General features: G+C 45.3%; 22 protein-coding genes and 1 tRNA gene. 12 read left to right on the forward strand and 11 right to left on the reverse strand.

The genetic code is table 11. The features are described from left to right. Window positions 1-53: 53 nt before the first annotated feature. The gene (gene pruA, locus P2W84_RS09130; RefSeq protein WP_276089808.1) at window positions 54-1,688 is read right to left on the reverse strand and encodes an L-glutamate gamma-semialdehyde dehydrogenase; all 1,635 of its coding nucleotides are present in this window, start codon (window positions 1,686-1,688) and stop codon (window positions 54-56) included. A 63-nt stretch (window positions 1,689-1,751) separates the two neighbouring features. On the opposite strand from pruA, the gene lpxK reads away from it, so the two are divergent. From lpxK to P2W84_RS09145, 3 genes are read left to right on the forward strand one after another with little or no spacing between them, the layout of a single operon-like run. Next, entirely contained in the window at window positions 1,752-2,807 is a 1,056-nt protein-coding gene (gene lpxK, locus P2W84_RS09135; protein ID WP_276089809.1) for a tetraacyldisaccharide 4'-kinase, read from the forward strand. Further along, entirely contained in the window at window positions 2,779-3,594 is an 816-nt protein-coding gene (locus P2W84_RS09140; protein WP_276089810.1) for a purine-nucleoside phosphorylase, read from the forward strand. The genes lpxK and P2W84_RS09140 overlap by 29 nt, the downstream gene beginning before the upstream one ends. After that, the gene (locus tag P2W84_RS09145) at window positions 3,594-5,615 is read left to right on the forward strand and encodes a putative porin (RefSeq protein WP_276089811.1); all 2,022 of its coding nucleotides are present in this window, start codon (window positions 3,594-3,596) and stop codon (window positions 5,613-5,615) included. Before P2W84_RS09140 ends, P2W84_RS09145 begins: the two co-directional genes overlap by 1 nt. Here P2W84_RS09145 and P2W84_RS09150 read toward each other — a convergent pair. The 4 genes from P2W84_RS09150 to P2W84_RS09165 form a co-directional block, all read right to left on the reverse strand. Beyond that, on the reverse strand, window positions 5,612-6,793 hold the full coding sequence (locus P2W84_RS09150) for an asparagine synthetase B (RefSeq protein WP_276090084.1): 1,182 nt from the start codon (window positions 6,791-6,793) through the stop codon (window positions 5,612-5,614). The two genes, P2W84_RS09145 and P2W84_RS09150, sit on opposite strands and share 4 nt — an antisense overlap. 208 nt (window positions 6,794-7,001) lie before the next feature. Next, complete coding sequence (gene creD / locus P2W84_RS09155; protein ID WP_276089812.1) at window positions 7,002-8,396, reverse strand: cell envelope integrity protein CreD; 1,395 nt, start codon at window positions 8,394-8,396, stop codon at window positions 7,002-7,004. Between the two features lie 51 nt (window positions 8,397-8,447). Then, window positions 8,448-8,750, reverse strand: coding sequence for a transcriptional regulator (locus P2W84_RS09160; protein WP_276089813.1), 303 nt, complete (start codon window positions 8,748-8,750; stop codon window positions 8,448-8,450). Then, window positions 8,747-9,364 carry a hypothetical protein gene (locus tag P2W84_RS09165; protein ID WP_276089814.1) on the reverse strand — a complete coding sequence of 206 codons (618 nt, stop codon included), beginning with the start codon at window positions 9,362-9,364 and terminating at the stop codon, window positions 8,747-8,749. The genes P2W84_RS09160 and P2W84_RS09165 overlap by 4 nt, the downstream gene beginning before the upstream one ends. 153 nt (window positions 9,365-9,517) lie before the next feature. Here P2W84_RS09165 and P2W84_RS09170 point away from each other — a divergent pair, with 153 nt between their 5' ends. The 4 genes from P2W84_RS09170 (at window position 9,518) to P2W84_RS09185 (ending at window position 12,126) form a co-directional block, all read left to right on the forward strand. Then, a complete protein-coding gene (locus P2W84_RS09170; RefSeq protein WP_276089815.1) occupies window positions 9,518-10,387 on the forward strand; it encodes a methylated-DNA--[protein]-cysteine S-methyltransferase in 870 nt (289 codons plus the stop codon). Further along, a complete protein-coding gene (locus P2W84_RS09175; protein WP_276089816.1) occupies window positions 10,374-10,967 on the forward strand; it encodes an alpha-ketoglutarate-dependent dioxygenase AlkB in 594 nt (197 codons plus the stop codon). Before P2W84_RS09170 ends, P2W84_RS09175 begins: the two co-directional genes overlap by 14 nt. 87 nt (window positions 10,968-11,054) lie before the next feature. Beyond that, window positions 11,055-11,360, forward strand: coding sequence for a hypothetical protein (locus tag P2W84_RS09180; protein ID WP_276089817.1), 306 nt, complete (start codon window positions 11,055-11,057; stop codon window positions 11,358-11,360). 139 nt (window positions 11,361-11,499) lie between these two features. Then, window positions 11,500-12,126 carry a hypothetical protein gene (locus P2W84_RS09185; RefSeq protein ID WP_276089818.1) on the forward strand — a complete coding sequence of 209 codons (627 nt, stop codon included), beginning with the start codon at window positions 11,500-11,502 and terminating at the stop codon, window positions 12,124-12,126. Between the two features lie 33 nt (window positions 12,127-12,159). Here P2W84_RS09185 and P2W84_RS09190 read toward each other — a convergent pair whose 3' ends face one another. From P2W84_RS09190 to P2W84_RS09215, 6 genes are all read right to left on the reverse strand, one after another. Further along, the gene (locus tag P2W84_RS09190; RefSeq protein WP_276089819.1) at window positions 12,160-12,450 is read right to left on the reverse strand and encodes an antibiotic biosynthesis monooxygenase; all 291 of its coding nucleotides are present in this window, start codon (window positions 12,448-12,450) and stop codon (window positions 12,160-12,162) included. A gap of 434 nt (window positions 12,451-12,884) precedes the next feature. Next, window positions 12,885-13,232, reverse strand: a complete 348-nt coding sequence (locus P2W84_RS09195; protein ID WP_276089820.1) for a hypothetical protein — start codon at window positions 13,230-13,232, stop codon at window positions 12,885-12,887. A 535-nt stretch (window positions 13,233-13,767) separates the two neighbouring features. Further along, window positions 13,768-15,033, reverse strand: coding sequence for a hypothetical protein (locus tag P2W84_RS09200; RefSeq protein ID WP_276089821.1), 1,266 nt, complete (start codon window positions 15,031-15,033; stop codon window positions 13,768-13,770). Window positions 15,034-15,152: 119 nt separating this feature from the next. Next, window positions 15,153-16,274, reverse strand: a complete 1,122-nt coding sequence (locus tag P2W84_RS09205; RefSeq protein WP_276089822.1) for a DUF4105 domain-containing protein — start codon at window positions 16,272-16,274, stop codon at window positions 15,153-15,155. 162 nt (window positions 16,275-16,436) lie between these two features. Continuing rightward, a tRNA-Pro gene (locus P2W84_RS09210) sits at window positions 16,437-16,510 on the reverse strand. A gap of 180 nt (window positions 16,511-16,690) precedes the next feature. Continuing rightward, the gene (locus P2W84_RS09215; RefSeq protein ID WP_276089823.1) at window positions 16,691-17,389 is read right to left on the reverse strand and encodes an SMUG2 DNA glycosylase family protein; all 699 of its coding nucleotides are present in this window, start codon (window positions 17,387-17,389) and stop codon (window positions 16,691-16,693) included. A gap of 131 nt (window positions 17,390-17,520) precedes the next feature. Here P2W84_RS09215 and P2W84_RS09220 point away from each other — a divergent pair, with 131 nt between their 5' ends. The 5 genes from P2W84_RS09220 (at window position 17,521) to P2W84_RS09240 (ending at window position 25,168) form a co-directional block, all read left to right on the forward strand. Continuing rightward, complete coding sequence (locus tag P2W84_RS09220) at window positions 17,521-18,087, forward strand: RNA polymerase sigma-70 factor (protein ID WP_276089824.1); 567 nt, start codon at window positions 17,521-17,523, stop codon at window positions 18,085-18,087. 139 nt (window positions 18,088-18,226) lie between these two features. Further along, window positions 18,227-19,531 (forward strand): FecR family protein, encoded by a 1,305-nt coding sequence (locus tag P2W84_RS09225; RefSeq protein ID WP_276089825.1) that lies wholly within the window; start codon window positions 18,227-18,229, stop codon window positions 19,529-19,531. A 138-nt stretch (window positions 19,532-19,669) separates the two neighbouring features. Continuing rightward, a complete protein-coding gene (locus P2W84_RS09230) occupies window positions 19,670-23,014 on the forward strand; it encodes a SusC/RagA family TonB-linked outer membrane protein (protein ID WP_276089826.1) in 3,345 nt (1,114 codons plus the stop codon). Between the two features lie 9 nt (window positions 23,015-23,023). After that, window positions 23,024-24,469 carry a RagB/SusD family nutrient uptake outer membrane protein gene (locus P2W84_RS09235; protein WP_276089827.1) on the forward strand — a complete coding sequence of 482 codons (1,446 nt, stop codon included), beginning with the start codon at window positions 23,024-23,026 and terminating at the stop codon, window positions 24,467-24,469. A gap of 24 nt (window positions 24,470-24,493) precedes the next feature. Next, on the forward strand, window positions 24,494-25,168 hold the full coding sequence (locus P2W84_RS09240; RefSeq protein WP_276089828.1) for a DUF4397 domain-containing protein: 675 nt from the start codon (window positions 24,494-24,496) through the stop codon (window positions 25,166-25,168). The last annotated feature ends 27 nt before the right edge of the window (window positions 25,169-25,195 follow it).

Raw genomic sequence — 25,195 nt, forward strand, 5'->3', positions numbered from 1 at the left:
AAACGGCCAAAAGAAAAAAGCCCGGACATTTGTCCGGGCTTTTTTCTTTAATGCTAGTCTTCCGCTAAAAAAGGATAGCGGTAATCTTTTGGTGGATCGAATGTCTCCTTGATCGTACGTGGCGATACCCAGCGCAGCAAGTTGATCATTGAACCGGCCTTGTCATTTGTGCCGGAACCACGGGCGCCGCCAAACGGCTGCTGTCCAACTACCGCACCAGTACACTTGTCATTGATATAGAAATTGCCAGCTGCATTTCTCAATACCTGGGTAGCCTTAGCAATTGCATACCTGTCCTGCGCCAGTACGGCACCAGTCAGTGCATAGATTGAAGTCGTATCGATCACTTCCAGGATGTTCTCAAACTCCGCATCTTCATAAACATACACCGTCAGTACGGGGCCAAAGAGCTCCTCGCACATCGTCACATATTTAGGATCTTTCACCACCAGCACAGTAGGCTCTACGAAATAACCTTTCGATTTGTCATATCCGCCACCGGCGATTACCTCAACATCCGCATCTCCTTTAGCCGCATCTATATACTTCGCCAGTTTATCAAAAGAAACTTCGCTGATCACTGCATTGATGAAATTGCTGAAATCCTCCGTACCACCCATTTTGAAGCTCGACAGGTCACGCAGCATCTGCTCCTTTACTTCCGGCCACACACTTGCCGCCACGTATACCCGGGAAGCCGCCGAACACTTCTGCCCCTGGTACTCAAAAGCACCGCGCACAATCGCCGTGGCCGAAGCCGCTGCATCCGCAGAACCATGTACCAGAATAAAGTCTTTACCACCCGTCTCGCCCACAATGCGCGGATACGTCTTATACTTATGGATATTATTGCCGATCGTTTTCCAGATGTCCTGAAACACCCTGGTAGAACCCGTAAAGTGGATGCCCGCAAAATCAGGGTGGTTAAAGATCACCTCGCCCGCTTCAGGACCATCTACATACACCAGGTTGATCACCCCGTCAGGAAGTCCCGCTTCGCGGAAGATCTGCATGATCACATGGGCCGCATAAATCTGCGTATCGGCAGGCTTCCAGACCACCACATTGCCCATCATGGCTGCAGAGGCAGGGAGGTTGGCCGCAATTGCCGTGAAATTAAACGGAGTAAGCGCGAACACGAAACCTTCCAGCGGACGCTGTTCCACACGGTTCCAGGAACCCTTAGGAGATACAGGAGGCTGCTGTTTGTAAATATCCGCCATATAGCTCACATTGAAACGCAGAAAGTCGATCAGCTCACAAGCCGAGTCGATCTCTGCCTGGTATACATTCTTAGACTGGCCAAGCATGGTCGCCGCATTCAGTTTATAACGATAAGGACCAGCCACCAGTTCAGCCGCTTTCAGAAAAATCGCAGCCCGTTGTTCCCAGGCCAGGTTCTCCCACTGCGCCTTTGCTGCCAGCGCCGCTTCGATCGCCTGTTTTACATGGCCCTTGTCGCCAATGCTGTACCTGCCCAATACATGCTGGTGATCATGAGGAGGAGTTGAAATTCCCTTCTTGTCCGTATGGACTTCTTTTCCGCCGATATACATCGGCATCTCAATTTCTCTGGAACGCGCATCGGCCAGCGCGGCCTTCAGCAATTCACGCTCCTTGCTGCCCGGGGCATAAGCCAGGATCGGCTCATTTACCGGTTCAGGAACGTTAAAAAATCCTTTAAGCATATTATGAATAATTGTTTGCTCAAAGATAAGTAATTATTTTATTGTTATTTTTGAGGTCAGCCCATGATCAGATACCTGCGCCTGTTACTACTTCCCGTTTCCCTGCTGTATGGCGTTGTAGTCATGGTCAGGAATCTGCTCTACGATAAAGGCATTCTGAAAACTGAAAAATTCGACATCCCCGTGATCTGTGTCGGCAACCTCGCCGTGGGTGGCTCCGGGAAAACCCCGGTTACCGAATACCTGGTGCAGCTGCTCCGGGGAAAGCAAATCGCTATCCTCAGCAGAGGTTATGGCCGCCGGACCAGGGGCTTCATCCTTGCCGGGCCTGCAGATACCGCTGAAACCATCGGCGACGAACCTAAACAGTTCAGCAGCAAATTTCCCGGTGTCACCGTTGCAGTGTGTGAAAGCAGGGCAGAAGGCATCCGCAGGTTAAAGGACAACCACGATCTGATCATCCTAGATGACGCTTTCCAGCACCGTTCGGTTACTCCCGGCTTCAGTATCCTGCTGTTTGAGTATGATAAACTGCGCAGGCCACAGTTCCTGCTACCTGCAGGTAACCTGCGAGAGCCATTCAAAAGTCATCAGCGCGCCCAGCTCTGTCTGGTCACCAAAGCCCCTGAACAACCCACCGATCAGCAAATAGCCAGCGCAGCCTCTGCGTTCAGCCGCCCGGAACAGGTGCTGTTTTCCTTTCTCCGCTACGGCGACCTGGTCCACTTACATACCGGCGAAACCAAACCCCTTCAGGACATCCAGCCCGCTACAGAAGTCTTCCTGCTCAGCGGCATCGCCAACCCTGCTCCGCTTTGCCGTAAACTCGCCGCCTATACGACGCGGCTGCGGCATTTCGAGCACCCCGACCATTATACCTTCAAGGCAGTCGATATCAGGCGCCTTACCGCTGCATTTATAGGCAGCACAGCAACAGATAAACTCATCATTACGACAGAAAAGGACATGCAGCGCCTGCAGACAGGCACATTACGTGAATTACTGTTAAATTTGCCCATATATTATTTACCCGTCAAAATAGCCATGCAGCCCCGGGCAAGTGCTATCTTTGACCAGAAGATCACCGATTATGTTGCAGGCACTACACGAAACCATTGAGTACATCAAGCGCAAGACCAATAACTTTGAACCTGAAATAGGTATTATCCTCGGCACCGGCCTTGGCGGGCTGGTCAGCGAGATCGAGGTTGAGTACAGCCTGATGTACGCCAACATTCCCAGCTTTCCGATCTCAACCCTCGAGTTCCATTCTGGAAAGCTCATCTTCGGCACCCTTCAGGGTAAAAAGATCGTTGCCATGCAGGGCAGGCTGCACTACTATGAAGGCTACAGCATGCAGCAGATCACCTTCCCGGTGCGTACGATGAAGTTCCTGGGCATCAAACAGCTATTCGTGTCCAATGCCGCAGGCTCGCTTAACCCTGAGTTTAAGAAGGGCGACCTCATGGTCATCTGCGACCACATCAACCTGCAGCCCGAGAGCCCGCTCCGGGGCCGAAACGATGAAGACATGGGCCCCCGCTTTCCCGACATGAGCCAGCCCTATAACCGGCAGCTTATTTCCAGGGCATTGAATATTGCCGCCGAACACAACATTACCTGCCATAAAGGCGTTTACATAGCCGTGACCGGACCCAATCTGGAGACCAGGGCAGAATACAGGTACCTTCGCATCATTGGCGGCGATGCCGTCGGCATGAGCACAGTACCCGAAGTGATCGTGGCCAACCACATGAGCATTCCCGTATTCGCCATTTCCGTGCTTACCGACGAAGGCTTCCCCGAAGAACTTCAGCCCGTAAGCCTCGATGAGATACTGGAAACCGCAAGGGAGGCCGAACCGAAAATGACTAAAATACTCAGCCAGTTAATCGCCACGCTATAATGTTAAGGAACGCCGCACTTTTCCTGTTTTTACTGGCCATCTTCATCGCCCCGGCACTGCATGCGCAGGATCTGAAAACCACCGTCCGTGAAAATAAAGAACTCGATTCGCTCAGGAAACTGGAAGAGGAAGGCAAAGACTCTGTCATCTTCAATTCCAAATACATCCGGTACACCACGCTGCGGCTCACCAAAGACAGCATCCAGACACTGCCCCTGGACACTACCCTCAACGGCTTCCAGAACTTCAACATCCAGATACAGCCCCGGAACCCCTATATCAGTACCGGCAACCTTGGCCTGTCGGCCATGCCACTGCTGTTTCAGCCCACAAAAACCATCGGTTTCGACGCAGGTTTCCATACCCTCGATCTGTACGCCCTCAACCACGAAGACATCAAATTCTACCAGGCCCGCACCCCCTTTACCAGTTTGTACTACGTCAGTGCAGGTGAAGTAGAACAAGTCTTCAAGGTCATTCATTCCCAGAACATCAAACCCAACTGGAACATTGGCGCCAATTTCAACAGGATCGGCGCCAACGGCTTCTACAGGTGGCAGCGTGGAGATGATCTCAACGGTGCCTTGTTCACCTGGTTCCAGTCACCGAACAAACGTTATAACCTCTGGGCCAGTGCAGTCTTTAATACGCTGAAGGCCCAGGAAAACGGGTCCATTCTCAATGACTCTATATTCTCTAAAGACATACAGGTCGTCAACGACCAGATCGCCACAGACAGGCAGGCAGAGAGCATCCGGCTCAACACTGCCCGCAGGACATACCGTCAAAACTCACTACAGCTTAAACAGACCTATTTTGTTGGCCGTATAGACAGTACGGCACAGGAGATCACCAAAAAGATCCTGCCCACCAATAAGATTTCCTATACCTTCCGGTACGACGCCAATTCCTATGGTTTTAAAAAAAATGAGACCGATCAGTATGGCATACTGCCACGCGGACTGGCCGACACCGTCTATACCAATGACAGTACACATTATTCCCGTATACAGAATGAATTTATTTACAGTTTCTTTCTGCGGGGCAAGTCCGGTAAGTCTTCGCGCAATGAGCTGAAGATCGACGCCGGTATCCGGCATGAGTTTTATAAGTACGAACAAAGTGTGCTGTACAGGGACAACAGCCCTTACTATGACTATAAAGGCACCTTCCAGAATATCACGCTCCTGGGCGGCATCGGCTTTAAACTGAGCAACCGGGTCACCCTCAACGGCGATGCCCAGCAGATATTCCAGGGACGCAATGCCGGGGACTTTTTCTATGAGGCCAAGAGCAATGTCCTGCTCAGCCGGTCGGCCGGTCGTGTCGTACTGGGTACTTATTTTCAGAACAAGTCTCCCGAAGAGACCTATACCCGTTATTTTGGCAATCATTACGACTGGAAAGAAGACCTGGACCGTACAAAGACCATCAACTTTTCATTTGACTACTTCAACGACCGTTTCAAATTTGACGCAGGCGCGGAATATTACCTGATCAGCAACTACCTGTATTTCGGGCAAAACCCCGACAATCCCAAAGCGATCCTGCCCATGCAACTGAGCGGAAGTATCAACCTGCTCAAGATCAGGGCAGGTAAGCGCTTCACCTTCGGTAAATTCAATCTCGACAGCTATATCGTGTACCAGAAAACGGATAATCCAGGCAAACTGCGCACACCCGAGTTTTATACCTTCAACAGCTTCTTCATTGACCAGACTTTTTTCAAGGTGCTGAAGACCAATGTCGGCTTCGACATCAGGTACAATACCCCTTACCAGAACTACGCCTATTCCATAGCCGCAGGCCAGTTTTACCTCTCCTCTAATCCTGTTACCTTCAACGCAGAGCCCGTAGCCGATGTCTGGGTCAAGGCTAGCCTCAGAAGGGCCAATATCTTTGTCAAGTTCGATTATGTAAACCAGGGCCTGCTTTCCAAAGGATATTATACGGTAGACCGTTATCCAATGCCAGACAGGCAGCTGCTGAAATTCGGTGTCAGCTGGAATTTCTACGACTAAGTTTTCTGTGGCTTTTTCTTTGCTGCGGGAAACAGCACATTGTTCAGGATAAGTCTGTATCCCGGCGAGTTAGGGTGCAGGTTCAGGTCAGTAGGAGGGTCACCCACCTGGTGCTGGTAATCCTCCGGATCATGGCCCCCGTAAAATGTAAACCGGCCCTTGCCAGTTTCACCGTTCAGGTAACGCACTTCAGCTGCCCCCTTGTTTTCACCCAATACCGTCACGCTCGGTTTCACCAGGCTTTTGCGAAAAGCAGTCGTCTGGCCCATAAAACCCTTGATCACCTTTTCATGATTCTGCGTGAGCATGGTCGGCACAATGTCCCACTTGGCCGAGAAGTCAAAAATTGTGAAATAATCATTAGCCATAGTCAGGTCACGCGTCTGGGTCACATCTATGTTGGAAAACTCATAGTTGCCCGGGTTCTGGTCCAGCGTAAAGCCTTTAAAGGCGAAAGTCTTCCCGAAGTCCAATTTTGACTGCGCGTCCTGATCTGCCGGATCACCATCAAACATACGCTCGCAAATGTCCACACCCTCGGCGCTCAGCGCAATGTCAAAGCTGTCCGTACCCGAGCACATGGCAAACAGGAAGCCACCGCCCGCACAAAATTCCTTTATCCTTTTTGCCACCGCCAGCTTCATCTCTGAAACCTTCTTAAAACCGTTCCTTTTGGCTGCCTCTTCCTGGTTCTTCACATCGTCCCTGTACCAGGTTGCATTCCTGAAGTTCATCCAGAAACGTCCATACTGTCCCGTGAAATCTTCATGGTGCAGGTGCAGCCAGTCATAGCCGCTCAGCTTGTCCTTCAGTACCTCATCATCATAGACCACATCGTAGGGAATTTCCGCATAGGTCAACACCAGCGTTACCGCGTCGTCCCAGGGAAGCTTGCTCTTGGGAGAATATACCGCAATTTTAGGTGCCTTTTCCAGCTTTACCATTTCCATGTTTACCTGAGGGTCGGCGATCTCGTTCAGGATAGCCGTCACCCGGCCATCGGCCATCACCTGGTAGGAGACCCCCCGGGTCTTGCATTCGTCTTCTATCGTTTTGCTGTAAGCCAGCAGAAAGCTTCCGCCGCGGTAGTTCAGCAGCCAGCTCACATCTGCACCCTGCTTAATGGACCAGTAAGCAATGCCGTAAGCCTTCAGATGGTTTTTCTGTTCCTCGTCCATATATACCAGCAACGACGAGGCCTTTGCTGCCGTCAGGAATAAAAAGAATAACAGAAACAGTAATGGTTTGCGCATATCAGGCTTCATTTTGTAAATATAACGGATAATCGATACACTTAGCCTGTACCTGAAATGGGATTTGTTCGGAACTGAACCAGGATTTGTTCGCAAAACGGGTACCTGTTTGCGAACAAATCCCAACCCAATCTCAATTCAGCCCCGAATCAGGCGAGGGTTGAAGTGCCTCCGACACGGGCTTCGGGGTCCAGTCAATTCGTGCAGAGAGATACATCATCACCGCTATGATCACAAACAAGCCGACGCTGCCAAACAGTAATGCCAGGTCCTGCAACTGGATAATCACGAAAATGAAACTGTAAAATACAGTCAGTATCATTGAAAATACCAACGCAGGTTTCCTGTTCCTGAGGAGCGCACCAATGAAAAAGCCAATCAGCAGGACGGTAGCTACTGAAGCGATGAGATAGGCAATATTGAAGCCGACCTGCTCGGAAAAAGCAAGCAGCAGCGTATAATAAATGGTCATTGCTGCGCCGATCAGCACATATTGCAGCAAATGCACCCGCTTCCCGCCCAGTATCTCTGTGAAAAAAAGGGAAACAAAGGTGAGCAGTATGATCAGGATCGCGTACTTCGCAGACCGCATGGTCTTCTGGTACTGATCTACCGGCAAAATGAATTTCACGCCAAATACAGCGTCATTATTTACCTTCAACAATGCTGCATCCTTGGCCAGCCATTGCTGGGGGAAAGGCCTGTTGAAATAGGACATTTTCCAGGATGCATCAAAGCCGCTGTCGGCAATCTTGCGGTCTTCGGGGAGATACCTTCCAGTGAAGCTGGGATTGGTCCATGGACCATTTACCCGCACCGTCGTACTTTTTCCGAGGTGCATAAAGTTGAGTTCACTGCTGCCCCTGATGTCGAGGTCAAAACTGAAATTCAGCCGCGTACTTTTTCCCGCACTCAGGTCGGGGAGCACGATCAGGTTGTTGCTGAACAGGGTAGACTGACTGAAATCGGTTTCAGCGCTGTAAACGGCATTGCCCAGTTTAACTGAAGGATTGTTTTTGAGGCCTTTCAGGTCGCTGATGCCGATGGCCACCTTTGCCTTGTCCCATAAGATCAGATCAGGATTGATCCCCGACTTTTTAAGCTCCAGGTCTCCGAAGCTGCCGTTTACCGTCAGTTTGCTGTTGTACACAACCGCATCGAAAATTCCGCGGTGCAGTACTTCCGGATCGGCTTTCCCGGTAATGTCCAGCTTTTCCGGCAGCAGAAAGAGCTGGCTGATCACTTCACTGAAATTTTCCTTGCCGGCATTGTCCTTCGTGCGTACCATCGTTTTGTAGGGCAATACCAATACCGGACCCTGTAAGAGCTGGCTGCCCGACCACTTATCGGAAACCTCTCCGATCACTTCCTCCTGCCGCTGCTGTCGTTCCTGGATGAGGCTCTGGATCATGCTGGATGGGATCAGCAGGAGCAGGGTAAGTACACCGATCATGAAGAGTTTGATCAGGGCAGATTGTCCGAACCATTTAAAAATGTTGGTTACCGGTTGTTCAATTGAGTTGTTCATATCTGTTGTTTTAAAAGTACTTTGTATTTCAAAGTGTATGGGTAAAAAAAATTATTGCTTTTGCTGTCTGATTAAATTTTCAAGCGCCTGGAGGTGCTTCTTAAAGGCTTCCCTTCCTGCAGGTGATGCCGAATACTGGGTGTTGGGTTTCCGGCCAATAAAGCTTTTATTGACGATGATGTAGCTCTCCTTTTCGAGTGCTTTCAGGTGCGAGGCCAGGTTGCCGTCTGTCACGTTCAGCAGCTCTTTCAGCGAGTTGAAATCGTAGCTGTCGTTGGCAACCAGCACGCTCATGACCTGCAGGCGGATCCGGTTTTCAAAAGCCTTATCAAATTGTTCTAACGAGATCTTCACTGATTGTATTTAAAATGCATTACAGTTCCATACAAAATGTGCAGCGCCCCGAACCCTATGGTCCAGAACACGATGCCATAGCCGGGAAATGCTGCGGCCATCAGTCCAAGCACGATTTCACACAAGCCCAGCCACTTCACATCGGAAAGCGTGTACTGGCTGCCCGCCACCAGTGCAAGGCCGTAAAAAATCAGGCAGGAAGAAGAGATCACACCGAAATAGCCTCTCGACATCAGGATCAGGATCAGCAACCCACCGGTAACCAGCGGAATCGTCATGGTCATCAGGAGACGCTTGCTTACCGGGTTCCAATAGTTCTCGTTCCGTTTACGTGCCTGCCGTATGGTCAGCCAGATACCGGTAGACAGCGAAAGTACCAATACAATGGCAGCGATCAGGAAAAGCTGCCACAAGATATTCAGATCAATGTAGCTGTCCCTGAACATCAGGCCGCCATTGTCCTTGTAAACCAATTTGTATCCGACATACGCCCCGATCAGCGCATAAATCCCTGCAAGCACTCCAGAAAGCCCGCTCAGCGAGATGAACTTGCTTGATCTCTCCATCAGGTTCCTGATTGAGCTGAGCTCTGAATAGATATCTTCTTCTTTCATGTGGAATGTACTTTGAATTACAAAGTAAAATATTTTATCATTCAATGTCAAGGGGCTCTGTAAAAATAGATGAGTATGCTGCAATATTCAGCAAGATCCGGATTTGATATGGGCCGCAACATTCAGATTTTTGTATCGTAACTTTGAACAGACATGGAGACACAGGCGGCACTCAACTACGCTAGAATTGCAAAGGCGATCGATTACATACAGCAGAACTTTCGGCAGCAGCCTAATCTGGATGAAGTTGCCGAAAAGGTGCACCTAAGTCCATCACACTTTCAACGGCTCTTTACCGAATGGGCCGGAACAAGTCCAAAGCGCTTTTTGCAATACATCAGTGTAGAATATGCAAAACAACTGTTATCTGACCGGCAGGCGACCCTGTTTGACACGGCCTTTGAGACCGGTCTCTCCAGTACCAGTCGTCTGCACGACCTGTTCGTCAGTATCGAAGGGATGACCCCTGCCGAGTACAAGAATGGGGGGAAGGAACTTGTTATCAATTACAGTTTTGCAGAGAGTGCTTTTGGCAGTATCATCGTAGCCTCAACAGCCAAGGGTGTATGTTATATGGCTTTTGAGGAAGATGAGTTAAAGGCCCTGCAGGATCTTCAGGTCAGGTTTCCCAATGCCTCGTTTCACAGAAAGCTTGACCAGATGCAGCAGAATGCCCTGTTTATCTTTCAAAATGACTGGAGCAGGCTTTCAGAGATCAAACTTCACCTGAAGGGTACAGATTTTCAGCTGAAGGTATGGGAGAGCCTGCTGAAAATCCCGATGGGCAGGTTGTCTACTTATGGTAGCATTGCCGAAAGCATCGGCAGTCCGGCGGCGTCCAGGGCTGTGGGCACGGCAATCGGCAGCAATCCCGTAGCCTTCCTCATCCCTTGTCACCGGGTGATCCAGTCATCGGGGATTTTTGGCGGTTATATGTGGGGGCCTACCAGGAAGGCCGCAATCATTGGGTGGGAAGCGGCGCAAATGGAACGGGAAGGAGCGGGCGAATATGGAGAAGCTTAAGAACCTGTTACCTGCAGATGGCATTGTCAATTACTACGGTCCGCTGCTGGGTATTGCGGCAGCCGATCATTATCTTGATGCCCTGCTGCATACCATCGAGTGGAAAAACGATGAGGCGATGATTTTTGGCAGGAAGATCATTACTAAAAGAAAGGTGGCCTGGTATGGGGAAAAGCCTTTTGAATACACCTATTCCAATGTGACGAAACGTGCCCTGCCCTGGACAAGGGAACTACTGGAGTTAAAGGAGTTGATAGAGCAGGAAACAGGTGAGACGTTCAACTCCTGCCTGCTGAACCTTTACCATAGTGGGGACGAAGGAATGGCCTGGCATAGTGATGAAGAAAAAGACCTGAAGAAAAACGGGGCCATCGGCTCGCTCAGCCTTGGCGCCGAACGGAAATTTGCCTTTAAGCATAAGCAAAGCGGCGAAAAGGTAGAAATGATACTTGAACATGGTAGTTTACTGGTCATGAAAGGCACAACACAGACCTGGTGGCTGCACCGGCTGCCTCCTTCAAAAAAGGTTGCAGGGTTGCGGGTAAACCTGACCTTCAGAACGATTGTTTCGGGGGAGTAGGACAAGATTATCGCGTTAATTTATGTTAAATAGGCGGCCGAGGTTTGGCTATGCCCGATTTTTTTTGTTTTTTCATGTAAAAAAAATATGGCAAGAAACCTTTTGATCGCATTGCTGCTCTTAGTAGCTTTCGGCTGTAAGAAAAAGTTCAGTGATGATGATACTACACTTTATAAGTGGAAGAGAGATCTTTACCGTGCACGCGTGAAAGATGACGGACCTGCGATTTTTTACTCGAGAGACCCTAAAGTTTCCAGAAACCCTGATGCTGTTTTCTTAAGTTCGGAAGAGGTTGTGCTGACGGAATACCGTAAGGACAAGCAACAGGACAGTATTTATAAGGCAAGCGGGAAAACTCAGGTTTATAAATATGAAAAAATCGCCCAGCAATGATCGTTGCCAGTGGCGAATCTGATGAATTGTATCGTCAGTAATTAAAACGCGCCTTCATAATTGTTTTAACTGTCATTATGTTAAAATGTTATCTTTTCGAAAAAAGAATAGTTAGCTTGGATTGGTTAAATTTAACAGTATGAAGACGACCATTTTGATTATGGGCTTCCTGTTATTGCTCGTATTCCAATCCTATACCCAGTATAGTCATAAGATTGAGCCATTGTACAAGTTTATGCAGGCAAATGCCGATACTACGATTGTGATTGAGCAAGTTTCCAATTGGATTAGCGTTGCCCCCAATGTTTACCTTCTCAGTAAGAAGGGCGATACATTGAATTGTTTTACTTACAGAGATCTTGCTTATTCAAGAAGCAACAGCGTTCTTATTCCAACTCACATCAGACAGTCTATGTATAAGGTTCATAAACATAAAATTTTGACCGAGCCCGTGGATGTAAATGAATTCTTTAGTGTTTGTGCAATAAAACAAGAAACGCTACAGGATCTGTGGAAACAGATACATCGCCTGAGACCATGGACACTTTCTGATGATAAAGTTGATGGAGAAGGTTGCGGTGTGAATGGGCGCAAAAGTCCTGTAATATATGACGGCGGGGGTCTAAACTTATATTTGATTACGGGCAATGAAATCAAGCAGCTCTACTTTTATGCGCCGGCATTCTACCAGAAATATTGTAAATGGCGTAGAGGCAGGGAAGCGGTTCTCAAAATAGAAGGGTTGTTTCGGGAATATGTTCAATGAATGCAATCCAATTAACCCGTCTATTTCAAATAATTAAACGATTTGTACAAAGTGCTCCACTACCGGAAACGGATCATAATGATGGTGCAAAAGCTCCCGCCATTTAGTGTATGCTTCAGATTGCCTGAAACCGATTGTGTGGTCTTCGAGTGTTTCCCACTGTACCAATAGGAGATATTTATTGTCTTGCTCGATACACTTCTGTAAAGTATGGTTAATGTAACCGGGAATTTGACTTATATATTGGCCTGCTTCTTTGAAGTCGGATTCAAAGCTTTCGAGGTTAGGCTTCTTTACATATAGCATTGCTGCTTCAAGTATCATAGTTTTAAAGTTAAGGATTGTCTGAGCGTTTCGTGTTTTATGGGTAATTACTCTGGATCAAGGACGTTAGCGGAGCGAAAGATTCAGAATGCTATGCCTATCTAACAATTGACCAGGCAATCATTCCGACTATAACCAAAGGGGCGACAATCGTCATGAGCGTGGAATATGCGATGTAAAGCCATCTAATTGCCAATGGTAACCGGCCAAAGTCATACTTGTTGTCTTCAATTGTTTTATTCTTGAATTTATCACTAGAGTGATACCATGCCCAGGGAAAGACAAGTATGGCAGATATGACCGTTGCATATCCTACATTTAGATGTAGATTATGCGTGCTTTGAGATGTAATTATAACAAAAAAGAGCAACAATGTTCAAAGAACAGTCTTAAGCAACGCTTCTTAGAAACGGCTTGATTTAGGAATGATATATTTACAAGTGGTCTTTCAGTTCTTCTTTCAGCTTATGAAAGTAGCTGATTTTGCTCGCCAGCAGATCCTTTTCAGACATCTTTGGTTTAGCAATCGGAGTTGAGATATTCTTTCCATCAGTGACTTTTATCGTCACTTCATCACCAATGATCAATTCCCGATCACACCAAGTTAAATATGTTTCAGTTGTTGAATCTAAACCGCTCACGTTGATGCTCAGGTATTTGTGACTATCCACATTGCTGTTTACCCATTGCGTTATTACCGATACCACTCCAAACTCCGATGTGATTCCGGCAGTCGAAACCAGATGATTGTTGACGTATATTTCAAATGAAGGATTGTTCATGAAGTAATTATAGCAAAAAAGAGTAGCAATCCACCATCACTTCCTTGCATCTTCGAACAAGTCCGGATCCTTATATGAATATCTTATAGGAAATATATCTCCAACGATAATTCGCTTACTATCTTCAACATCATCTATTATGTGATGATTGTATATCTTACCGTTCGAAGAATAAGTAAACTTAATTATTATTCCTGGGTAACTTTTGGGACCGCTCATGTATTTAACCGATGTGACTATCGCATTCGCATTCTTACCATACATCCTAAGCTGCGTGTCAACATAATTATTATGAAGAATATTAATTAAAAGAAGTGTAGATCCTGCTAAAAGGACGAAGGTTAAGCCTTGGATCAGGTAGTTTCCCGAAAACCATACCTGAATTAGAAAATAAATAGATATTGCGATAACTAATTGATCGAGGCCATAAAGGGTTGACAACTTATGCGCATAGTACATGTGCGCATAGCCAGAAGCTACAATCGTTATAGAAAATATTAAAGTTAGAATATTACTTCTTTTCATCATGAAAAACCTAATTCAGCAGGGTTTTGAAGTCCGGTGTATCGAACACAAACTCGGGCTCCATATGATTAGGGCTGTAATTAACTACAAGTGGAAACCGGTTAGCACGCTCAACAGTTACCATAAGGGCATGTGAACCTTTTCCAAAGAAGTTTTCAAATACTGCGATACCACGTGACTTTTCAACTAAATGAACCCGGAATTTTCGCTCGTTACCTCTAAAGTCTGTAGTACTGACCGCGTAAACATCTTTACTATTTTGCGTCACCCCATTAATCAAGTGTACCATTCGTTCCATTTCCTTCACGAGCATGGTGCTGTCATTAAACGACACCTTCCTTTGTGTTCTATTTGATGGAGAGTAGACATAGAATCTCTCTTTATACGTGTGGAGTTGAACCCAGTTACGAGGCAATTCACTTAGGGTAATCGGTTGAATGCGTGGCTTTTTGTATTTCTGAAGTTCCTTAACGTCCTGCTTATATTGTTTGTCAGAATTAGTGTAATCAAGGTTTGTAAGTACTGCAAAGTATGGCGACTTAGCTTCGTCTTTATCCACATAAACTGAGTGCCCTTCCGCATTGGGCTTTCTCAGAAAAATGGTGTCTCTTTTCTCTTTCTCCTGTTGCAATGTAATTTCACGGCTGATGTCTGATCTTACTTGGCTATACATCGGTCTCACCATCTTTAGAAACATCGTGAGAATTGCCTCGTAGTGTCGATACACAGGCTCATCCGGATACTCTCGGATAGGATCTTCCGGAGATCCAAAACTGAATGATCTTTTACTCCCGTTTATCTTATAAATAATATGATACGGAGTTAGAAACCCTTTCTTATATATCTCGCGCTGATTTGGTAAAGTTGTAATCTGATGGGCAAGCAACTGTTCAACTATAGAATCAAGATTAGCTTCATCAATATGGAATTTCTTGTAATTGTAGGGATTTACAGATAGAGGTGCTGGACTTCGGAAATCATCCTTCATTTTATGATAAAAGTAACCTACGTATTTCCCATCTTTCCTGGTAATTGTCGTTACCGTTTGGTCATACCACTTGGCATTAAGTAGAAACCTGATCTCAAATTCAGTGGAATCGTCAGTAGGCTTCAATTCCCACCCATAATTACTCTTTTCAAATTCAGGACATGCACAACCAGGTACTATTTCCTGAAACTGATAACGTTTTTGTTGGGCCAGACTGATGTTAAAAGTAAGTACCAAAGCCAGAAAGAACGAATAAAATAATAGCTGGCGTTTCATAATGATGTTCATGCTTGAATTTAAATAGGTACCTCGAATCATTGATGACCTTATCAATAGGACCGCCATCATCATGCGAATTCCATAGGCGTTAAGGTACGGAATTAAGATAATATTTGATGAATGCCATTTTATAGCATTAGCTGCAACCAGATGTGGGAATTATTTTGCCTATGTATGCCATACAGAGTTTTTGCTTTTACATAAATCAACCCCACGGCTAATAAAATCAATGGTAAGTAAGTAATTGATAGTATAATGAAGACGCACACATATCCAATGTTTAGGAGCACAGAACAAAACAGTATCGACTTTTTAGGGGATCTTGGAATGAACAAAACTAAGTCGAAAGGATTAAATATCAATATGTTATAATTGTATGAAAATTCCTCCCTATTGGAATATAGCATTAAAAAAACGATGACAATTCCTAAAACACTGGTGAATACTAAGAGGTATCTACTTTTGTACAAAACCACAAAGATCAATACCGAAAGTACAACTATGTAGTCAATATGCCAGGTCTTTAATTCATTTTTTGGTGGAAGAATTGAAGTTGGGTTCCCGAGAATTGAACTTTCTTTGGAGTTGGACAGCTTGGTATGGGATAGAGTATTTATTAACGAATCTGGCAAATAATAATTAGATGCTATACTGAGTTTTTTTTCTCCTGTTGCCCCTAATAAACAATTGACAGGAAATCTCCAAACGGAGTTAAATCTCATGGTTTCATTTAAAGATTGCCGGTACGTAGAATTTAATTCATAGTCAGGCTGAATAATTTGATCGCCTAATATTCTCTTCAGCAGTTCGGAAATCTTTGTTGAACAATTATTTTGTAAAAACTGATATCTATAAAATCTAGATGAAGAGTTGTAAATGTTATGGAGCTTAGCTTCTAGATCATAAACTTCGTTCTCAGTTAATAACAACTGGAATTCCTTTACCTCTCTACCTTCGGCCTCATAGGAAAGAATAAACTGATCATAATCTTCAATTGATAACGCATAATCCAAATTTCCTTTGATGTACTTTGAAATAAACTGTGGCGTTGAGGCATCGAAGGTTCCAAAATTATAGACTCTGTCGCTTACACCATTTGTAATTCTAATTCCAACATGGCCGAATATTGAGTAAATTTCATTCCCTAGCCCACAATAGATAATGCTCGCTTTTTTGACGTTGTAATGCTGGCAATAACAAAATATCGGGCATAACCATAAGATAAAAAGGCTAAGCTTAAAAGTTTTCATTGTTGATTTTCCTTAATATAGCAAAATGGTAGCAAGGTCAGTAAAAATTACTTAATCAGAATCTAGCTTTCAACAATCCCTAGATAACCCGCTTAAAGCCTTCCAAACTATACCTCGTAAAAACAAAAAGCCTCTCCTGACTATCAGAAAAGGCTTTTTTTGTCGGGATGGCCGGATTTGAACCGACGACCTCCAGCACCCCATGCTGGCGCGATACCGGGCTACGCTACATCCCGAGCGGTGAGGCTAAGGCATAAAGCCCTTGCTCCCGGGGTTGCAAATTTAGAGATATTGTTGTGTTTTGCAAGATGATTTGCAGTTTTGTAATGATGGTATTGCTTTATTTTGTCGTTGCAGGTTCGTAGTATGGGCCAGGCTTAGGTGTAGTAAGGAAGTTTGCCATATTGGCGGCATCATTAGCCGGTTGTATAACCTGCAAATGAGCGCAGGTATTTATCAATGTACAGCTCTTTTTCCTTTGATTTGTATTGCTGAATGTAGCGGGGGTGTTCGAGTACGGCTAGCTTTTCAAACAGCTGTTCTGTTTTATTGATCTTCTGGATAAAATCTGCATTTTTTCTGCCTAAGATGAAAACTTCTGAAGTATCGAGGCCAAGACTGATGTGTGCCTTTAAGGATTTGATCATGAAGTCGCGGAGGGTTTCGAAAAGAACCGGTTCATCATAATAGTTGGCATTGAGCCACTTTCCGTCGCGGGTCTGGCGGATGATGGCCAGTGGAAAAGGAGAATTGATATAAAAATCCCTGTAGAAAGCCGCCGCGCCGCCGTATGCAGCGATCATGTCATACATGTAGACTGATGAGATCTCATGAGTATGCGCCGTGTGCATCGTAATGCCGCAGGCACTTTCCAGACGTTTCGTATCGGTAAAGGGTACGCCGGTAACACCCGCCCCATGACGGCTCGGGTTAATGCCTACTATAAACCGTCGTTTTTTCGAGTCGCTGTAAAACTTGTGGTAGAATGCTTCCATTACCTGTAGTGTTTCCGGATTATCGAGGTATGGATTCATGACCTGAATGCCCGGTGGCAGATCGCCTGTGTAACGCAGGTTGCGGTTGAATTCAACTACTTTTTCGGCGAAGGTTTTCATGCAGGCTAATATAGTGCTATTGGTTAGAGATTGGCAAACCTGAGGTTTTTGTCATCGGTGAAGGTGGGAAGTCAGTGAAATAGCCTATACTTGCTGTAACTTATTCTTATTTTAGTTCAACTAAAAAAACTATGGGGGCTTACGCTGCGTACACAGATCAGGATCTGCTGGCTTTTTTAAATGAGGGCGATGCCGCTGCTTTTGAGGAAGTCTTTGTTCGCTATGAGCCGCTGCTGCTGAGCTTTATCTATAAAAAGATCGGCGATGAGGATGCTTCAAAGGACATGCTTCAGGATATCTTCGTGCAGTTATGGAACCAAAGGAGTGGGCTTGTGGTGCAGACGCTGGCGAGTTATTTGTTTACTGCGGCCTTAAATAGGATCAGGGACGGATTCCGGCACCGGGTAATGCATGAGGAGCATATCGCTAAACTGCAGCAGCTCATTGAAGAAGAGGCAGGCGGAACAGATCACCGCATCCGTGAAAAAGACATTACCCGATTGATCGAACAGGAAATTGCGGCCTTGCCCGATAAGATGAGGCAGGTGTTTCTGCTTAGGAAGGATGCTTTTATGAGCAACAGGCAAATTGCAGAGGAACTGGGAATTTCCGAGCAGACTGTAGAAACGCATATGAAGCGTGCCTTGAAAACGCTTAAAGGCAGGCTTGGCCCAGAGCTGTTTATGCTGGTGGTTTAAATTGAATGATCTATAATGCTGAGTATTTGAGATACATTAAATTTTTTTATTTACGAGTACCCACTCACGGTTTTTCATTCGTCCTGTAATTTGTAAGCGTTAGAAAAGGGCTTGCGAAGTTGAAAAGGGAAAAAAATAAATGAATGAAGCGAAAGCACTTCTGGAGAAATATAAGGCTGGCACTTGCAGTGAGGACGAACTGCGTCTGGTAGACAAGTGGCTGCTGGAACTGCATGCCGGTGAAGCGGCGGGGCTGAGCGATGAGGATTTTGAGCGGATCGGCGCAGCGGTGTGGAGCCGGGTACTTGCCGGTGCGGATGATGTTAGCGGAGAGAAAAGAGGTAGGGTTAAGCGGTTGCCGATGTACGTCAGGATTGCAGGTATTGCCGCTGCGGTGGCGACGATTGTGTTTGGGGTGTGGTTTTTTAATTCCACATTTAATGCTTCCCGTCGTTCCGAGGATGCGAGGAATCTCTTGAATGCCGCTAACGACATTGCTCCCGGTAACTATGGCGCGACGATCACTTTGGCAAATGGACAGGTGATTCAACTGGACAGCGCGAAAAAGGGTGTGGTTGTCGGAGGCGCTGCGGGGCTTGCTGGGCTGAGTTATGAAGACGGCAGTGAGATTGCTTCGGAAGCTACGCAACCTCACAATGACGGCAGGGGTGGCAATGACGACCGCTCCAACCCGTCATCCCGAGGTAACGAGGGATCTCTTGAAGATGCCAGTTCAAGGGATGTCTCCTCACGTCGACATGACGGCACTACGAATGACGGCACTACGAATGACGGGAATGCGCAAAGCAAGGTAATGATGATCGCGACAACAGCCAAAGGCCAGACCTACACCTTTACACTACCGGACGGAACAAAGGTCTGGCTGAACGCAGATTCAAAACTGGAGTTTCCAGCTCAGTTTTCTGGTAAAGAGCGAAAAATATTTATGCAAGGTGAGGCGTATTTTGTAGTAAAACATAATGATAAACAACCGTTCAAAGTAGTGAGTAAAACGCCGGGTGGAAGGGAGCAGGTGGTGGAAGATATCGGCACGGAGTTTAACATTAACGCTTACCCTGATGAACCAGGTGTAAAGACGACTTTGGTAGAGGGTAGTGCGGCGGTAAATGGCGAGGTACTTAAGCCAAACGAGCAAGCAATTCTAAATAATCATTCCTTAAATGTAATCCCTATTGATGCAGCGGCTATTGTGGCCTGGAGAAATGGAAAATTTGTTTTCATGAGCGAGAGCCTGGGCAGTATCATGCGTAAGGTATCGCGATGGTATGGTGTAGAAGTGAGTATCAGCGATGAGCTGGCCCGGGAGACCTTCTCGGGATCGGTAAACCGGTTTGATAAGGTTTCTATGCTGCTGAGAAAGATTGAACTGACCAATACCGTGCATTTTAAAATAGAGGGAAGGAGGATTGCCGTGACCAGATAGCTACCAAAAAACCAAAGAAAAGATAGAAAAGGAAAAAGCCAGGAGTGCTCTGACCTACCCCTGGCAACAGTCTGGATCTATCCAAAAACATTGCGACTAAACAACCGATTCGTATAAATCCAAACTAAACCAAAGTTAATGAAATTGTATTACCAATTATTTCGGATTATGAAACTGACCGCTTTCATTATCGCGATTGCACTGGTTCAGGTGAGTGCCACCACGAAAGCACAAATAACCCTGGACAAAAAAAACGCCCGGCTGCGGGAGGTGCTGCAAAGCATAGGCCAGCAAAGCGGCTATGACTTTTTATATAACGACGCTGCGCTGAACAGCGCCAGGCGCATAACCATTAAGACCAGGAACGAAAGCCTGGAAGCGGTGTTAAAGGCCTGTTTCGAAAACCAGCCGCTGACTTATACCATCGAGGATAAGACCGTGGTGATTAAGCAAAAGGAAGCGTCTTTCCTGGATAACATCGTTGCCCGATTTCAGGCGATTGATGTACGGGGTAAGGTGGTGGATTCGCTGGGCAACGGACTAGCCGGGGCGACAGTGAGCGTAAAGAATGGCAAAGGCTCTACATCTACCGATGCGGGAGGAAGTTTTCAGTTGAAGAATGTGGATGAGGGAGCGGTATTGGTGGTGAATTATTTAGGTTATGTGATAAGGGAAGTTGCTTCGAGTAAGGAGTTTATGAATGTGGTTTTGCAGCAGAGTGAAAGTAAACTGGATGAGGTGCAGATACAGGCCTATGGGGTTACTTCGAGGAGGCTGAGTACCGGGAATATTTCGAGTGTCAAGGCTGAGGACATTGCTAAACAGCCGGTCACGAACCCACTTCTAGCGTTAGCTGGAAGGGTGCCGGGATTAGAGATTTCCCAGTCAAATGGTTTGCCTGGATCAGGCGTCCGTATCAGAATTCAGGGGACAAATAGTATTAGGAGCAATGCGAACGAGCCGTTTTACGTAATTGACGGGGTTCCATATCCATCAACCAAATTAGTGAGCACCGGCCAGCCGGGAGATATAGGTCATCCGATGAACTTTATAAATCCACAAGATATTGAAAGTATAGAAGTGCTAAAAGATGCAGCTGCAACATCAATTTACGGAAGTAGGGCGCAAAATGGAGCTATTTTAATTACAACGAAGAAGGGAAAGTTTGGTAAAGCAAAGATAGATTTTAATCTTCAGACTGGTTTCGGAAGAGTTGCAAAACAACTTGATCTGATGGACACTAAGCAATATGTGGCAATGAGAAAGGAAGCCTTCTCAAATGACGGAATTGACTTTGTCACGACTTTCCCATTTAACAATAAGGCCTATCAGTATTTCTATGCACCAGATATTTTATTGTCTGATACCAATCGGTATACTGATTGGCAAAAGGAACTCATTGGCGGTAGTGCAGAATATCACAATGCGCAAGTAAGTATTTCGGGTGGCAGTACGGATATACAGTATATGCTTAACGGTAATTATCATAAAGAGACCACAGTTTTTCCTGGAGATCGCAACGACCAAAAGGGATCGGTTCATTTTAACATAAACTCCAATGTAAATGAAAGACTTCGGATCACCGTGTCAGGAAGTTATATGGCGGACATTAACAATCTTTCAAGTGTAGATTTAACATCACGCGCTATGACATTACGCCCGAATGGGCCAGATATTTATTTGCCTGATGGGAGTTTGAATTGGGAGATGGTAAACTATGATAATCTCAATCTCATTGGCAGTACCTTTAGCAATCCCCTAGGGGAATTCTCAAGAATTTACAGGGGTCGCACAAATAACCTTTTGGGTAATGGAACCGTTGCTTATAAGCTCTTGTCAAAGTTGAACTTCCGATTAGGCTTTGGATATAATAGACTTGTAACAGATGAAATTGCTACCAGCCCATCTACAGCGGTAAATCCAGTTGCTGCGAAGACTCATATAAGAACCGCCTCCTATGGAGACACTGAACAGAGTACTTGGAATGTTGAGCCTCAATTAAACTATGCTAACACTATTGGGAACGGAAGATTGGATTTTTTAGCAGGGACATCCATTCAACAAACTACCGGGAAAAGTAATTCCATATTTGGTCAAGGTTATAACAACGATCTTGTTCTGGAAAACATGGCCGCTGCGCAAACACTGACATCAACGGGTGTTTTTGATTCTGCTTATAAATATTTTGCGATTTTTGGTCGATTAAATTACGTATTATCTAATAGGTATATTGTCGAATTATCTGCACGACGGGACGGAAGTTCTCGCTTTGGGGATCAAAACAAATTCCACAATTTCGCTGCATTAAGTGGAGCATGGATTTTTTCAAACGTGTTATTTTTGAAGGAAAATTTCCCAGTTTTAAGCTTTGGTAAACTCAAAGCCAGTTATGGTACAAGCGGGAGCGACCAAATTGGTGACTACGTATATCTATCCCAATATTGGAGCAATGGAACTGATATTCCATATGGAGAGGGTAATGGCCAATTTCCTATAGGCTTAGCTAACCCCTACATCCAGTGGGAAGAAACCAAAAAAGTATCAGTCGGTATAGATCTAGGTTTTTTTCGTGACCGGATTCTGTTAAATGCAACATACTTTAGAAACCGTTCCGGAAATCAGTTGGTCAGCTATAAGTTACCATCAAGTACAGGATTCACATTAATCACATCTAATTTTCCGGCAGTCATACAAAATACGGGTATAGAGTTTAGCCTGAACACACAAAATATTCGAACAAAGGACTTTGATTGGACTAGTGCCTTTAATATAACAATACCCAACAATAAGCTCCTCTCTTTCCCAGACCTTGAAAATTCTTCTTACGCCAATGAGTTGGTCGTTGGCCAACCCATGAGCTACATCAAATTATTTGATTTTGCAGGAGTAGATCCTGCCACTGGGATGTATAAATATAGTGACAAAAATGGCAATTTGACATCGCGGCCAGATCAGCAGCCAAATAATGATCATTTGCGCATGAATACAGCGCAATCGTTATATGGTGGCTTACAGAACAGTTTTAAATACAAATGCATTAGTTTGGATTTTTTAATTCAATTCGTAAAGCAAAATGGACCAAGCTATCTTTATGGAAGTTATGCACAGGGTAGAAACACACAAAGATTCAATGACCCTGTCTGGGTTTTAAACCGTTGGAAAAAGCCAGGCGATATCACATCAATAGGTCAGTTTACAAATAGTAACACTACTATTCAGAATAGTGGGCAATCCACCCCCTTGGGTCGGAGTACAGCCGTTTGGGGGGATGCATCATTTATTAGATTTAAGAATGTTTCGCTCACTTGGGAGTTACCGCAAGCATGGCGAACCCGACTAAGGTTTCAAAATGCGAAGTTGTTTGTTCTAGGGCAAAATCTTTTCACCATTACAAATTACAAGGGACTTGATCCTGAAAGTAAAAGCTCTACTGTCCTGCCTCCATTGCGTGTAATAACTTTTGGAACAAACTTCACTTTTTAACTGATGATTATGAAAACAATATTATATCCAAAAGCGATTATCTGTCTATTGCTAAACTTGATAGTTTTCACCGGATGTAAAAAACTTACTACAGTTGATGCGCCCATAACAAGTACAAACGACAAAACAGTGTTTGCGAGCGATGCTGATGCGACTTCAGTGTTGACCAATCTGTATATCGGCTTAAGTCAGGGCGGTATCAGAGCGTCTGATAATCTAATGAGCCTTTCAGTATTCGGAGGATTATCCGCCGACGAACTTATTCTATTTCCGGGACAAACAGATCGTGGTTACGAAGCTCATTATGAAAACAATTTATCCGTAACTACCCCTGGGGCTGCCAACTACTGGTCTAAATGTTACAATGCTATTTATGTTACAAATATGGTTTTGGAGCAACTTCCGGATAATAATTTACTTAGCCCGGCAGTTAAATCCCAACTGCTTGGGGAGGCGTATTTTATGAGGGCATTCAACTATTTCTATTTGATAAATATTTATGGCGATGTACCACTAAACTTGACCACAGATTACGAGAAAAACAGGGTAAGGCCGCGTACTCCTAAAGCTGATGTCTATGAGCAAATAGTCTCAGATCTAACAATGGCCGAAAATCTGATGCGTCCGGACTATATCAATTCGAAACACCTTAGTACATCAGAAAGGACCCGACCTAACAGATATGCCGCTATCGCATTGCTTTCCAGAGCATATTTGTATATGGGTAGATACTCAGAAGCAGAAGCACAGGCCAACGAAATTATATCAAACAATTCGGTTTACCAACTTGAGGATGCTCCGTATGCTTTCATAAAAGAAAGTAAAGAGATTATATGGTCAATTCAATCTGTTTCAACCGACATCACAAATACAACCGATGCCAATTTCTTCATTCCTGATGAGGCTGACCTTTCTTTTCCGGAAGGCGGTTTCCCTGTAACCCTGGATCCAGAATTGGCTGACAAACTGCAGCCGGTTGACAAAAGAAGGATTAATTGGATCGGCAATGTCGATATCGCTGGGACAAATTTTTACTATCCTAAGAAATACAAGAACGATGTAACGACGTCAGAGGTTACCGAACAAACTATCGTGTTCAGACTCGCTGAGCAATACCTAATCAGAGCCGAAGCACGTGCCAAGCAAGGCAGACTGTCTGGAGCCAACTCTGCAGAAAGTGATCTAAACGAAATACGAACACGTGCGGGATTGCCCGGGACTACGGCAACTGGTAATGAAGCCGCAATGATGGACGCAATACTCACGGAACGTCAGGTTGAATTATTTACGGAGTGGGGGCATCGCTGGTTCGATCTGAAACGATTAGGCAATGCAGATGCAATATTAGGACCGATAAAGGGCTCAAACTGGCAGACCACCGATCAGCTTTATTTGATTCCCCAAGAGGAGATTGACGCTAACCCAGGAATAAGGGGGCATCAAAACCCACAATAGTTAATGTTAAACAGACCGAAGATCATGAAAATATTTAATTCACATCTCTACTTACTGATAAGTATCGCCGTTATAACGGCTTGCAAAAAGGACTCTATAGAGACCAAACCTTTGGCATCCCTGACTGTCACTAACGCAATTATTGGCGGCTCAACAGCGAAAATCGGAAGTAACACCGCTACCATTGGCAATAACAACAGCGGTAAATTTACCTTTGTCGCTGGTTCCAGCCAGCTTTATATCTTCCCACAAACTGATTCCCTAAAGCCATATTACAATAATGCAATCAGTATGGGCAACGGCGAGATGTACTCTTTGTTTTTGGCCGGCACTTTACCCAATGTTGAAGCGGTAATAATCAAGGACAATATTCCAAAGCAAACAGCCTTTACTGCTGGTATACGATTTGTTAACCTTTCTCCAAATAGTGAACCACTAAATGTTAGTTTCACGAATACGCCTACAATAAACGAAGTGGAAAACCTTGCTTATAAGCAGTACACCGAGTTTAAAACTTATATTCCAGGCACAGCAACATCATACAGTTTCCAGATCAGAAAGTCGAGCGACAACTCTGTTCTGGCAACCTATACACTTACACCTATCCCGCGCTCGGCTAACGTGACGCTGGTAATAAGGGGATTAATGAACGGATCTCCGGGAATAGGTATTTTCAAGGTGAATAACGACAGACCTTAATGTACATCAAGGGCAGATTATATCTGC

It is taken from the genome of Pedobacter sp. JY14-1, from assembly GCF_029269825.1.
Classification (GTDB): Bacteria; Bacteroidota; Bacteroidia; order Sphingobacteriales; family Sphingobacteriaceae; genus Pedobacter.

What these genes read in the sequence shown, in the direction of transcription:
- pruA (WP_276089808.1), bottom strand. Translation starts at nt 1,688, where the DNA reads ATGCTTAAAGGATTTTTTAACGTTCCTGAACCGGTAAATGAGCCGATC.
- lpxK (WP_276089809.1), top strand. Translation starts at nt 1,752, where the DNA reads ATGATCAGATACCTGCGCCTGTTACTACTTCCCGTTTCCCTGCTGTAT.
- P2W84_RS09140 (WP_276089810.1), top strand. Translation starts at nt 2,779, where the DNA reads ATGTTGCAGGCACTACACGAAACCATTGAGTACATCAAGCGCAAGACC.
- P2W84_RS09145 (WP_276089811.1), top strand. Translation starts at nt 3,594, where the DNA reads ATGTTAAGGAACGCCGCACTTTTCCTGTTTTTACTGGCCATCTTCATC.
- P2W84_RS09150 (WP_276090084.1), bottom strand. Translation starts at nt 6,793, where the DNA reads ATGGACGAGGAACAGAAAAACCATCTGAAGGCTTACGGCATTGCTTAC.
- creD (WP_276089812.1), bottom strand. Translation starts at nt 8,396, where the DNA reads ATGAACAACTCAATTGAACAACCGGTAACCAACATTTTTAAATGGTTC.
- P2W84_RS09165 (WP_276089814.1), bottom strand. Translation starts at nt 9,364, where the DNA reads ATGAAAGAAGAAGATATCTATTCAGAGCTCAGCTCAATCAGGAACCTG.
- P2W84_RS09170 (WP_276089815.1), top strand. Translation starts at nt 9,518, where the DNA reads ATGGAGACACAGGCGGCACTCAACTACGCTAGAATTGCAAAGGCGATC.
- P2W84_RS09175 (WP_276089816.1), top strand. Translation starts at nt 10,374, where the DNA reads ATGGAGAAGCTTAAGAACCTGTTACCTGCAGATGGCATTGTCAATTAC.
- P2W84_RS09180 (WP_276089817.1), top strand. Translation starts at nt 11,055, where the DNA reads ATGGCAAGAAACCTTTTGATCGCATTGCTGCTCTTAGTAGCTTTCGGC.
- P2W84_RS09185 (WP_276089818.1), top strand. Translation starts at nt 11,500, where the DNA reads ATGAAGACGACCATTTTGATTATGGGCTTCCTGTTATTGCTCGTATTC.
- P2W84_RS09190 (WP_276089819.1), bottom strand. Translation starts at nt 12,450, where the DNA reads ATGATACTTGAAGCAGCAATGCTATATGTAAAGAAGCCTAACCTCGAA.
- P2W84_RS09195 (WP_276089820.1), bottom strand. Translation starts at nt 13,232, where the DNA reads ATGAACAATCCTTCATTTGAAATATACGTCAACAATCATCTGGTTTCG.
- P2W84_RS09200 (WP_276089821.1), bottom strand. Translation starts at nt 15,033, where the DNA reads ATGAACATCATTATGAAACGCCAGCTATTATTTTATTCGTTCTTTCTG.
- P2W84_RS09205 (WP_276089822.1), bottom strand. Translation starts at nt 16,274, where the DNA reads ATGAAAACTTTTAAGCTTAGCCTTTTTATCTTATGGTTATGCCCGATA.
- P2W84_RS09215 (WP_276089823.1), bottom strand. Translation starts at nt 17,389, where the DNA reads ATGAAAACCTTCGCCGAAAAAGTAGTTGAATTCAACCGCAACCTGCGT.
- P2W84_RS09220 (WP_276089824.1), top strand. Translation starts at nt 17,521, where the DNA reads ATGGGGGCTTACGCTGCGTACACAGATCAGGATCTGCTGGCTTTTTTA.
- P2W84_RS09225 (WP_276089825.1), top strand. Translation starts at nt 18,227, where the DNA reads ATGAATGAAGCGAAAGCACTTCTGGAGAAATATAAGGCTGGCACTTGC.
- P2W84_RS09230 (WP_276089826.1), top strand. Translation starts at nt 19,670, where the DNA reads ATGAAATTGTATTACCAATTATTTCGGATTATGAAACTGACCGCTTTC.
- P2W84_RS09235 (WP_276089827.1), top strand. Translation starts at nt 23,024, where the DNA reads ATGAAAACAATATTATATCCAAAAGCGATTATCTGTCTATTGCTAAAC.
- P2W84_RS09240 (WP_276089828.1), top strand. Translation starts at nt 24,494, where the DNA reads ATGAAAATATTTAATTCACATCTCTACTTACTGATAAGTATCGCCGTT.